The organism is Roseburia intestinalis L1-82 (assembly GCF_900537995.1).
Taxonomy (GTDB): Bacteria; Bacillota; Clostridia; order Lachnospirales; family Lachnospiraceae; genus Roseburia; species Roseburia intestinalis.
The window spans coordinates 1,000,001-1,012,806 of the sequence record NZ_LR027880.1; the positions used below are offsets into that span (position 1 = coordinate 1,000,001).

Consider the following 12,806-nt stretch of genomic DNA (forward strand, 5'->3'; position numbering starts at 1 on the left):
GAGGCCAAACCATGGTGCGTGCACCGTGGGGTTCGGACCGCATAATTGATTCGTTGATCCTAGCAGAAAGGTTTTGGGAAAGCCTGCCAGAGAGGGTGAAAGCCCCGTAAGCGAAAGGAAAGACGACATGGCGGTATCCAGAGTACATCGAGACACGAGAAACCTTGATGGAATGAGCGGGGACCACCCCGTAAGCCTAAATACTCCTTAGTGACCGATAGCGCATAGTACTGTGAAGGAAAGGTGAAAAGGACCCCGGGAGGGGAGTGAAAGAGAACCTGAAACCCTGTGTTTACAAGCTGTGGAACATCTTTATATGATGAACCGCGTACTTTTTGTAGAACGGTCCGGCGAGTTACGCGTGCCGGCAAGGTTAAGCACTTAAGGTGTGGAGCCGAAGAGAAATCGAGTCTGAACAGGGCGTTCAGTCAGCACGCGTAGACCCGAAACCGGGTGATCTACCCATGTCCAGGTTGAAGTTGCCGTAAAAGGCAATGGAGGACCGAACGCACATCCGTTGAAAAGGGTGGCGATGAGGTGTGGGTAGGGGAGAAATTCCAATCGAACCCGGAGATAGCTGGTTCTCCTCGAAATAGCTTTAGGGCTAGCCTCATTTTAGTCTTATGGAGGTAGAGCACTGAATTTCCGCGGGGGCGTCAAAGCTTACCAAAGAATATCAAACTCCGAATGCCATGTAGATGATGAATGGGAGTCAGACTGCACGAGATAAGTTGGGTGGTCAAAAGGGAAAGAGCCCAGACCTACAGCTAAGGTCCCAAAGTGCGTGTTAAGTGGAAAAGGATGTGGGATTTCAAAGACAACCAGGATGTTGGCTCAGAAGCAGCCATACATTCAAAGAGTGCGTAACAGCTCACTGGTCGAGAGGTCCTGCGCCGAAAATGTCCGGGGCTGAAACACGACACCGAAGCTTAGGAATCACATAGTGATTGGTAGAGGAGCATTCTTAAAACCGACGAAGCTGTACCGGAAGGAGCAGTGGAGGGATAAGAAGAGAGAATGCCGGAATGAGTAGCGAGAGGAAGGTGGGAATCCTTCCGGCCGAATATCTAAGGTTTCCAGAGTAAAGCTGATCTGCTCTGGGTAAGTCGGGGCCTAAGGAGAGGTCGAAAGACGTATCCGATGGACAACAGGTTTAGATTCCTGTACCACATATAAACAGAACTGTGGGGACGCATGTGGAAAGCATAAGCCGGGAATGGAAATACCGGTACAAACGGAAGAGGTGTCAGGCTGGCAAATCCGCCTGGCAAGCCAAAGACGTGATGTGGAGCGAAATAAAAGTAGCGAAGTATGTGAGCCATGTGCCGAGAAAAGCCGCTATCGTTTTATATGTGCCCGTACCGTAAACCGACACAGGTGGATGAGGAGAGAATCCTAAGGCCGACGGAAGAAGCATTGTTAAGGAACTCGGCAAAATGACCCCGTAACTTCGGGAGAAGGGGTGCCCACTTCAGGGTGGGCCGCAGAGAATAGGCTCAAGCAACTGTTTAGCAAAAACACAGGTCTATGCGAAACCGTAAGGTGAAGTATATGGGCTGACGCCTGCCCGGTGCTGGAAGGTTAAGAGGAGAGGTTAGTCGCAAGATGAAGCTTTGAATTTAAGCCCCAGTAAACGGCGGCCGTAACTATAACGGTCCTAAGGTAGCGAAATTCCTTGTCGGGTAAGTTCCGACCCGCACGAAAGGCGTAATGATTTGAGCACTGTCTCGACAATGCATCCGGTGAAATTGAAGTACCAGTGAAGATGCTGGTTACCCGCGCCAGGACGGAAAGACCCCATGGAGCTTTACTCCAGTTTGGTACTGGGATTCGGTACTGCATGTACAGGATAGGTGGGAGACTGAGAAATTGGAACGCCAGTTTCAATGGAGTCACTGTTGGGATACCACCCCTGCAGTATTGGGTTTCTAACCAGCCGCTGTGATCCAGCGGTGGGACAATGCCAGGCGGGGAGTTTGACTGGGGCGGTCGCCTCCGAAAGGGTATCGGAGGCGCTCAAAGGTTCCCTCAGAATGGTCGGAAACCATTTTAAGAGTGCAAAGGCAGAAGGGAGCTTGACTGCGACACCGACGGGTGGAGCAGGTACGAAAGTAGGACTTAGTGATCCGGTGGCATAAAGTGGGATTGCCATCGCTCAACGGATAAAAGCTACCCTGGGGATAACAGGCTTATCACTCCCAAGAGTTCACATCGACGGAGTGGTTTGGCACCTCGATGTCGGCTCATCGCATCCTGGGGCTGTAGCAGGTCCCAAGGGTTGGGCTGTTCGCCCATTAAAGCGGTACGCGAGCTGGGTTCAGAACGTCGTGAGACAGTTCGGTCCCTATCCGGCGCGGGCGGAGGATATTTGAGAGGAGCTGTCCTTAGTACGAGAGGACCGGGATGGACGGACCACTGGTGTATCTGCTGTCGACCAACGGCATGGCAGAGTAGCCAAGTCCGGAAGGGATAAACGCTGAAGGCATCTAAGCGTGAAGCCCCCTCAAGATGAGATATCCCTCACATAAGTGAGTAAGATCCCTTGAAGAGTACAAGGTAGATAGGGCAGAGGTGGAAGCACGGTAACGTGTGGAGCTGACTGTTACTAATCGATCGAGGGCTTGACCAAATAGCGAACGATGTTCGCATTGGAAGTTGCTTTGCAACTTCACAGTTGGTTGACGGAGTTCTGTATGAAGTTTTGAAGGTATCAGAAATAAGGCAAAAGTCCTATTGATTTTTGCATAAGAAAAAAGTAAAATAAATGACGTATCTGATACGTCATTTTATATATAGGGGATTGGTCAAATGGTATGATAGGGGTCTCCAAAACCTTTGGTGGGAGTTCGATTCTCTCATCCCCTGCTTGGAAGAAGCCTTGAACGGAAGTTCAAGGCTTTTTTGATATATTTACAGTTTTGCATTTTTACTTATTTTGCCTGAAATTATAAAATCTTTCTTTTCTGGATAATATCTGATTGAAATTCTCTTAAACTAAGAATATAATATCATTATATATTCTTAAATTCTAAGAAAAGTACCTATATAAATTCTACTTATAAAGAAAGATACATGATAACATATATTTGCCACAATAGAAATGAAAAAACAAAAGAAAAACAGCCATGTTTTGGAACCGTATGCGAGACAAGTACATGTCAGTGCTGTGGAGGCAGGGCGGACGTGCAGTCTACGATATACTGGTGCAGACAATGTAATGTTCCACTGTATGGTAACAGATGCAGCAGATGCGGGATGGAGGCAAAAAAGCTGACAACGGACGTCCGGCCTGTATTTCCAGAGGAAAGACTTTTAATCGAAATTATCTTGCAAAAGCCATTTGAATTTCTGAAAAAATCGGTCTGGAATGGAACGGGAAACCATTATTTTGTGGACGGAAAAAAGATTGCTTTTTCTGTAAAAGAACTGAAAAAGATCAATGCAGATGAAGTCCGCAGACAATATGAAAAATATAGTACACAGAATACCTATTGTTATTTTGATGAGATGACGGGACGCTTTATTGAGGCAAATAAAGAACGGTATGAGTATATCACGCAGGAGGCAGGAAATTATATACGAAAAGCAGTGGGTGAGTTTGGTGCAATGGATATGTTTGTTTCATTCAGTGGAGGCAAAGATTCTACAGTGACTTCGAATCTGGTATTACGTGCATTGAGCACACCTCAGATCATGCATATTTTCGGGGATACAACGTTGGAGTTTCCATTTACCTATACCTATGTGGAAAGATTTAAGAAAAATCATCCTAAAACACCTGTGATCTCTGCACGCAATAAGGAAAAAGATTTTGAGGAACTGTGCAAACTGATCGGTCCGCCGAGTCGTGTGATGCGTTGGTGCTGTACTGTTTTTAAAACGGGAACCATACAGAAAAAAATTCGTTCGTTATACAGGGACAAAAAGCAGATATTGACTTTTTATGGGATCCGGCGCAGTGAGTCAGTAAGCAGGAGCAAGTATGAGCGTGAGTCTGACAGTCCGAAGATCACAAAACAGAGGATCATATCACCCATTATCGACTGGATGGATTTTGACATCTGGTTATATATTCTTACAACAGGAATTGATTTTAACGATGCATACCGTCTTGGCTATGCGAGGGTTGGATGTTGGTGCTGTCCGAACAACAGTGGCTGGTCTGAATTTTTATCTAAGGTACATATGCATGAGCAGTCAAAGCATTTTAGAGAGATGCTGATTGATTTTGCAACAAGCATTGGAAAAGAAGATGCTGAGGTTTATGTGGATGATGGGTATTGGAAGGCAAGACAGGGGGGAAATGGTGTTGCGTATGCACAGAAATCCGTTGTGTCATTCACACCATGTGTCACGGAGGAAAATTCGTTCAATTATGAATTACAGCGTCCAATTTCAGAACAGTTGTATGAACTATTCCGTCCATTCGGGTATCTGAATTTTGATATGGGAAATACAAGGCTGGGAGAGGTTTTTGTACTTGATAAAAGAGAGCAGATCGTTTTGAAACTGCAGGGGCGGATTGGAACAACCAATTTGAGAGTTACCATTTTAAAAACAGAAATAGCCGGTGCGAAAGATTTGAAAACGGCAGAAGAAAGAATAAAATGTCAGATCACAAAATATCAGATGTGTATGGGATGTCTGGCCTGTGAGAGTGTGTGCAGATTTAATGCGCTTTCTATCAGGGAAAATAAAGATGGGGAGATTGAATACCATATTTCAGACGAAAAATGTAAACGCTGTGGCGAATGTGTGAACCATTTTACGGCTGGATGCTATATGAGAAAGGTTCTGGCAATCAAAAGACAGCGGACGGAGGATAAAGAATAATGGGAAAAAATAAATACCGTTTTAAAGGGCATGAAAGTTTTATGCTTCGTGAAGGATGGCTGAATAAGGGTTTATATGAAGTAGACCGTAATCCGAAAGTTTTTTCAGAAAATTATGGAGCAGATGCACTTGGAGTGGGACCGAATATGGCAAAGGCAATCCGGTACTGGCTCAGGGCAGCAGAGCTGGTTACAGATTCTCCGAAAACGGGTGTTATGCTCACTGCGATTGGTCAGTTGATTCTTGCACATGATCCATGCGTGGAAGATTATTTTACATTATGGCTGATACATTGCAAAATTGCAAAAAACCGGGAACTGGCAACGGCATGGAATTTATTTTTTAATGAAGTTTCTTATGAGGAATTTAAAAAACAGCAGCTATATGATGAGATGGAGACATTACTCAGTGATTTAGACGATGAAGTGCAGGTTGCGCAGAGTTCTGTCTATGCAGATTGTGATGCAATTTTGCGGATGTATATGCCGGCAAAGGAGACAAATCCCGAAGAAAAAAACGCCAGTCCATTTGGAAAGTTAGGATTATTGAAAAATACAGAGGGGATTTACTACAGAAAACAGCCAGATCTGAACAAATTACCGGAGGATATTGTCTGGTTTTTATTGGTAGATAAGGAAAAAAACCGTACGTCTGTTTATCTGGATGATCTGTGGAAAGAAATGGACAGTCCAGGAAAGATACTGCAGTTGAAACGTACAGCATTGATAGAGATGTTAGAGCGTCTGGAGGAAAAAGATAAGATCGTAATGAACCGCACTGCAGGTCTTAATATGATTTATTGGGAAAAAGGATTGACCGGGGAAATGATCGTAAAAAATTATTACGAAAGATAAAGACATATAGGAGTTGCCGGAATGGAACAATGGAGAAACTTAATACATATCAACCGTAATTTCCAAAAAGCAGTCAATTTGCAGCTTGATATAGGAGATCATGGAAGAATTGAACATTATATACCGACACGGTCATCCATGTTGATATTGCGCAGATATTTAAAAGCTGTGATGGGAGAGGCAAAAGAACATGCAACTGTTTTAATCGGTCCGTATGGAAAGGGAAAATCCCATTTATTACTGGTATTGCTTTCAATTCTTTCCTGTGACCTGCCACAGAGTGTTTTTGAAAAAATAAAGATCACAGATCCGGAGACAGCGGATTTAGTCACGCAGATCCGGAAGGAGAATAAAAAATATTTACCGGTATTGGTTTCTTCTGTACCGGGGTTTTCCATGAATCAGATTTTATTATTCGCACTGCGCGAGGCATTAGAGAAAAATGGTTTGTCGGATATTGCACCGGAGACTGCATTCACAGAAGCACTTAGAATCCTTGAAAAGTGGGAAAAGGAATATTCGGATGTGTATGCCAGATTTTGTGAGTATCTGACGGAACATCAGACAGATGTGCAGGATTTGAAAAAGAATCTGAAAAGAAAACATAAACAGTCATTGGAATTATTTAAAGAATTATATCCGATGCTGACGGCAGGAAGCACTTTTATGCCATTGATGCAGTCTGAGACCATACGGTCATATCAGCAGATTATAAGAAGTCTGACAGAAGAATGTGGTTATGAGGGCATCTTTATTATTTTTGATGAATTCAGTAAATATATAGAAGGACATGAGAAATCCGGTTTTGCAGAGGATATGAAAACGCTGCAGGATATGTGCGAATTGGCGGAAAGTTCCGATCAGAAATTATTTTTTACAATGGTGGCACATAAAAGTATTCATGAGTATACCAGGAGTATAGACACTTCCATGAAAAATGCGTTTCGCGGAGTAGAAGGAAGAATTTCAGAGATATCTTTCGTCGTATCCGCACAAAATAATTATGAATTGATCGCCAATTCAATCCGGAAGGAAGAACCTGCGTTTTCGAAACAATATGAAAAAGAGATTGTGAAAAATGAGCAGGGGAAGCTCCAGAAGTTATCCTATCAGCTTCCATGTTTTCAGAAATTATTTTCAGAGCAGGACTTTGAACGGATCGTTGCCAAAGGATGTTTCCCGCTGACACCGCTTGCTGCGTATGCATTACTTCATATCAGTGAACGTGTTGCACAGAATGAGAGAACAATATTTACATTTTTAGCAGATGATGGACAGGGAAGTTTATCATGGCTGTTAGAGCGGAATGAAGAAAACTGGGTAGGCGTTGATAAAATTTATGATTATTTTAAATCAATGTTCCGTGAAACCGAAGATGTACCGATGATCCATTCAGAGTGGCTGAAGGCAGAGTATGCGCTGGGAAAAGCGGAAACGGAAGATGAGAAAGCTGTCATAAAAGCAATCGCAGTAATCCGTATGTTACATAGAGAGGATGAACTTCCTGCACAGGATCAGGCAATCTGTCTTGCATTAGGGATGGATCCGGAAAAGAAGTATCGTCCTGCAATGGAAAAATTAAAAAAAGATGGGATTTTAATGTTCCGCAGCAGTGTCGGAGTATATGCATTCCGCAGCAATGCAGGCGTTGATGTGGAAAAAGAAATCACGAAGAAGATGGATGAGCAAAAAGGGCACTGTAATTTTTGCCAGATTCTGTCAGAGGCTGCAGACACAGAGTATGAACTGCCAAAGCAGTATAATCAGGAATATGCGATGACACGCTATTTTCAGTATGAGTATATGTTTGCAGAAGAGTTTTTTGCCCTGGAAAATACAAGATATCTGTTTGATGAAAAGTTTTCAGACGGAAAAATTATAGTGATGCCGGAAAAAGAAAAACCCCAAACAGATGAGATACAAAAGCAGTTAGATAAACTGGCGGATAAAAGAATTCTTGTGTTAGTGTCCGACCAACGTTTTGACAAAGAGGAATTATTACTTCGCTATCAGGCGGTTATGACGTTAAAAGGGGACAAACGCTTTATTGAAGAAAATGAAGTGCTGCTGCAGGAACTGGAATTATGTGCTGAGGATATCCGGTTTGAAATTAATATCTATCTGGAAGAGCATTATCTGCCGGAGAGCGGAAAGGTAATAGTTCTCCAGACGCAAAAGAAAAAAGAAAAGTGTACAACGGCCGCAGAATTTAATCAGATATTAAGTGATGTCTGCAGAGAATATTATGGCTACGCGCCGCGTGTAAACCATGAACTGTTAAATATTGAACACATCGGCAAGCAGTATTTAAGAGCGCGCAATCAGGTGATCGATAAAATGTTAGGGCATGAGGATCTGTCTGTGTACCAAAAAGGAACCATGCCGGAGGCTATGGTATATCGTGCTGCATTTGTGCATACCAGAGGGGATAAGGGCTGTCAGAAAGTTAGTTTAGAGATAGATCGTTTTTTTGCGGAATGTGCAGGTGAAAAAAAGTCTTTTCAGATATTATACCAGCGATTGCAGGGAAAATGTTTTGGCGCAAGGCGAGGAGTGATTCCATTGTTTCTGGCAAAAAAATTATCTGAAATTGAAGGAACAGCGGTCATTTATATTGGGGAGAAAGAGCTGGAAATTACTTCGGATAACCTGAATCATGTGAATGATTTTCCAGAAAACTATGCATTGTATCTGGAGCTGGAAACCGTTGAAAAAGAAAAATATTTAAAAAAATTGGAAAAGATTTTTGAATGTGATACGGAGAAGTTTTCCGGACAGAGCAGATTCGCACAGATTGCTGCCTGCATGCAGAAATGGTATCGGTCACTTCCCCAGTACACGATGATAACACTAAATCTTCCGGAAAATCAAAGTGGATCGATAAAGAAACTTAGGAATCTGTTGAGAAGAGCAGAAATCAATCCAAGAGAATTGTTATTTGAAAAAATTCCGGCATGCTATGGAGAACCTGGTTTTGAGCAAACGGCACAGGATTTAAAAGAAAGTAAAAAAATATTAGATGATGTATTTATTACATTAAAAAAACAGGTCGCAGGAAACATAAAGCGCGAATTTGGAAAAACGCAGAATGTGAGTCTGAAAGCATGTTTACACGAATGGTATCTGGCACAGAATTATTCATCAAGAAATCATGTACTGGCAACGGCAGAGAGTGAATTTTTGAATTATTTAGAGAAACTTTCTACCAATGATGAGGGAGAAATTGTATCAGCGTTGTCTTATATTTTATCAGGGGTATATTTAGAGGACTGGAATGATACAAACTTTGTAGAATTTCAGGAGAAATTGCACGCGGTAAAAGCTGAAGTTGAAAAACTTGAGGAACATGGTAAAGATGCAGGTGGCAGCAGTCGTATCCTGTTGACAGACCAGAATGGAAATGCCATAGAAAAGTATTATAATGCGGATATTTCGGATACAACGAGCCTTTACTTAAAGAATATGTTAGAAGAGGCATTGGAGGACTTTGGGAATACGCTCGAAACAAATCAGAAGGTTGCAGTGCTGGTGCAGACTTTAGAGGGATTATTACAGTAAGAGAAGAGGAGATTGGTTATGGAAGAAATTTATCTTGATAATGCAGCGACGACATTTCCAAAACCAGAATGTGTATATCAGGCAATGGATGAAATTGCGCGGACCGGTGCTGTCAATGCAGGCAGGGGTTCTTATGCGCTGGCGCGGCAGGCATCCGGGTTGATTGAGAGTACAAGAAAACAGATCAAAGAACTTGCAGGAGCAGATGATGTAGCAGAGGTTGTGTTTACAGCCTCTGCTACGCTTGCATGTAACGTGATTTTAGGGGGACTCGAATGGAAACAGACGGATATCGTATATGTTTCACCTTTTGAGCACAATGCAATGATGAGAGTGTTGTATCATTACCAGAAACAATATGGATTTAAAATTATCGAACTTGCATTAAACAGGGAGTCGTTAGAATTAGATTTGTCACAGATCAGGTTTCAGTTCACCAGAGAACATCCAACAGTCGTTGTTATGAGTCATGTCAGCAATGTGACAGGTTACATTCTGCCAATCAATGAGGTGGCAGAGTCAGCAAAACAATATGGAGCAGTTGTGGCGGTGGATGGTTCACAGGCGCTTGGGCTTGTGCCGGTAAAATTGAAAGAGAGTGGAATCGATTTTTATGTTTTTGCGGGGCATAAAACACTCTATGGTCCGTTTGGAGTTGGAGGATTTATCAGTGAGGGGGATATTTCTTTAAAACCGTTTCTTGTGGGTGGAACAGGCAGTGATTCCTTAAACCCTGATATGCCAGGACAAATGCCGGGAATCTTAGAACCGGGAAGCCCCAATATAGTTGCGATTGCAGGATTACATGCAGCCTTAGAAGCGTGCTGTGACATGGAAAGGCAACTTTCACAAGAAAGAAAATTTGCAGAATATCTGATTGAAAAGCTAAAAAGAATAGACGGAGTTTTACTGTATCTGCCTTGGGATGAAATGAAACGAACCGGAATTGTTTCTTTTTCCATAGAGGGTTACCGTGCGGATGAAGTTGGGATGCTGCTCGATGAAGATTATCATATAGCGGTCAGAACAGGGTATCAATGTGTACCGCTGATCCATAAATATTTAAAAGATGAAAAATATGGCGGCGTGATCCGGGTGGGGATCGGACGTTTTACAAAGCAGAGTGAGTTGGAAATATTAATCAATGCGATAGAAGAAATTGCAGAAGGGTGAAGGAAAAATGGAAAATCAACGTTTGGATTTTGGAGAGATTGTCAGAAAAATTGCGGAGGATAAAATGCTGCTGCCGGATTTTCAGAGAGGATTTGTCTGGAAGGATGAAGAACAGAGAAAGATCGTAGCATCAGTTCTGGCAAAAATGCCGATAGGGAGTATTTTACTGTTGAAATCAAAGCCGGATGAGTATGCATCGAAGTCAATCGGTATGAAAGAAAAAAATACATATCAAAGCCAGGATGGTGAGGTCGAATTTCTACTGGATGGACAGCAGCGTATGACAGCGCTTACGAATGTTTTTTCAAATGTGATTTATGAAAAATGTAAAATGTTTTCAAAATTGAGTTCACGGGCATTACAGCGAAGATTTTTTTAAGAATTCCAAAGTGGGAGAACTGTAAAGAAGAGGCAGATCTGTTTGGAGTCCATAATTTGACTTTTCCCATATCAGATTCTGCGGAACCGGATTTTCTGACAGCGGATATTTTACCGTTTATTAAATGTGCCGCATTTTTTAATCAGGATGGAGAGCCGTATAATCCACAGCAGTCTTTGTCGACCCGTCTGGATGATTTTTGCCTGACAAATGAGGATGGATATTTAGTACCGCTGTATTTGATGGTGGCACCGGAAAATATAAAAAAGGCGCAGATAATGCTGCGCTATAATACGATCACCTCTGATATCGCAGGTAAAATCGGAGATGAGATCAGACAGCATTTTACAGATTTGTCGGATGAAAATAAGAATGATTTTATAGCAGAGATTTTTGGAAATGATGAAAACTGTAATGAAATAAAAGAAGATCATTCTAAGTTCGGTGAAAAAGTGCAAGAAAAACAAATGGTGTGGAAAGTCTGTCTGACAAATTATCTGGATTCCTGTGTAAAGAATATGGCGTTGAATAAGATTGAGGTATCGGGGGAACAGCGTGACAGGGCGATCGATATCTATGAGAATTTAAATCGTGGAGGAATCAGTTTAAATACTTTTGATCTGGTTATGGCGAGAGTTGCAAAAGTAAGTACAGATAATTTTTATCGTCGTCTGGTCAGGTATATTCAGGAAGAAAAAAGTTATGACAAACAGGTCTTACCGGATCAGATTGTTCCCTTGATTGGGAAAAAAATACAAAATAATCAATACAATGCATCCATCAGTACGGGATGTTATAACGAGGAAAAGAATGACATAGCAGGAAAGTATATTGATGTTTTTTTAGATGTGCTGTGTCTGTATTGCAATAACAAGTTATTTGAACCGGATAAATTCAAATTAGATTATATAAAGAAGAAGCAGATTCTGATGTTAGCACCAACGGATATTAATGATAATGCGAAAAAGGTTTGTGATGCCATAGACAGGGTAATGTTTTTCTTTCAGAGCAGATGCGGAATTCGGAATATCCAGGAAATAAATTATTCTTTGATGATTGTCTTAGTGGCAGTTATATTTTTAAAGGATGAGTGGTTTAACGATAAAACTGTTCACGATATTTTAGAAGCGTGGTATTGGTCATCATTATTTTCCGGCGAGTATGATAAAGATCAGAATATAAAGATGATCGCGCATCTTCAGACCATGGTAAAGACAATGCAGGCATCCAGCCGAAAAGAGAATGTTGACTGGATTGCAAATATCAAAAATTATGTGTTGGAAGCACAGAATTTTTCGGATGAAAAGTTTTTACTGATGGAAAAGGCGGATGAAGACCGTATCCCGAAAAAAGTGATGCGCATGTTTATGTGTCAGTATCTGCTGTCAAAGACATATAAGGATATGTTTGACGAAAATAAAATTTTAAGTGCATATTCCGATGAAACAGAAAGATTTGAGGCACATCATATTATACCGCTTGGAACAGTAAAAAAGGTAGGGGAATCTACGAAAAAACTTCGTGATGATGAAAAAAATATCTGCAACTCGCCTTTAAATTTTGTGTACATAACGAAAAAAGCAAATAAGGAAATATCCGATGAATCCTTAAAAGATTATGTACAGAAGATCAACGCGGAAGCAAAAGCAAAACTGCATATTACGGCTTATACAAATTCGGATATACCACAAGATCAGGTAAAACAGATTTTAAGGGAACGGTATGATTTCCTGAAGGGGGATATCAGGGAGCGGATCAGTACTTTATTAAGTTAAATACGGCTTGGAAAGTGCAGATAAAGATATTGTTTTACGAAAGAACAATGCAGGATGGAGGTATTTTATGAAAGAGGTCAGTGAAAAAGTAATGCGGAATATGATTTTTGAGGTTCTTCATGTGGAGCGTAAAAATTTGCGGAGCAAGGCAAAAACAGATCAGAGGATGGCTGAGGAACTTGCAAAGATCATAGTTGATTATGCGAAGATGTCAGTGTAGCAGACTTAGGGGGA

The 12,806-nt window shown here is 41.6% G+C and carries 7 protein-coding genes, 1 tRNA gene and 1 rRNA gene (1 of these 9 cut by a window edge); all 9 read left to right on the plus strand.

Going from position 1 to position 12,806, the window contains the following annotated elements:
- Positions 1-2,629 (plus strand): 23S ribosomal RNA (locus RIL182_RS04720); it begins 286 nt to the left of the window's first position.
- A 165-nt stretch (positions 2,630-2,794) separates the two neighbouring features.
- Positions 2,795-2,865: transfer RNA gene (locus RIL182_RS04725), tRNA-Trp, on the plus strand.
- 390 nt (positions 2,866-3,255) lie between these two features.
- Complete coding sequence (locus RIL182_RS04730) at positions 3,256-4,833, plus strand: phosphoadenosine phosphosulfate reductase domain-containing protein (protein ID WP_006855547.1); 1,578 nt, start codon at positions 3,256-3,258, stop codon at positions 4,831-4,833.
- Complete coding sequence (locus tag RIL182_RS04735) at positions 4,833-5,687, plus strand: DUF4007 family protein (RefSeq protein ID WP_006855546.1); 855 nt, start codon at positions 4,833-4,835, stop codon at positions 5,685-5,687. Before RIL182_RS04730 ends, RIL182_RS04735 begins: the two co-directional genes overlap by 1 nt.
- Before the next feature lie 21 nt (positions 5,688-5,708).
- Entirely contained in the window at positions 5,709-9,245 is a 3,537-nt protein-coding gene (locus RIL182_RS04740) for a hypothetical protein (protein ID WP_006855545.1), read from the plus strand.
- 18 nt (positions 9,246-9,263) lie between these two features.
- On the plus strand, positions 9,264-10,418 hold the full coding sequence (locus tag RIL182_RS04745) for an aminotransferase class V-fold PLP-dependent enzyme (RefSeq protein ID WP_006855544.1): 1,155 nt from the start codon (positions 9,264-9,266) through the stop codon (positions 10,416-10,418).
- Positions 10,419-10,425: 7 nt separating this feature from the next.
- Positions 10,426-10,797 carry a DUF262 domain-containing protein gene (locus RIL182_RS21600; RefSeq protein WP_242655458.1) on the plus strand — a complete coding sequence of 124 codons (372 nt, stop codon included), beginning with the start codon at positions 10,426-10,428 and terminating at the stop codon, positions 10,795-10,797.
- Between the two features lie 56 nt (positions 10,798-10,853).
- Positions 10,854-12,572: a GmrSD restriction endonuclease domain-containing protein gene (locus RIL182_RS04750; protein WP_006855542.1), complete on the plus strand. Its 1,719-nt coding sequence runs from the start codon at positions 10,854-10,856 to the stop codon at positions 12,570-12,572.
- A gap of 67 nt (positions 12,573-12,639) precedes the next feature.
- Positions 12,640-12,792, plus strand: coding sequence for a hypothetical protein (locus RIL182_RS21150; RefSeq protein WP_015561218.1), 153 nt, complete (start codon positions 12,640-12,642; stop codon positions 12,790-12,792).
- The last annotated feature ends 14 nt before the right edge of the window (positions 12,793-12,806 follow it).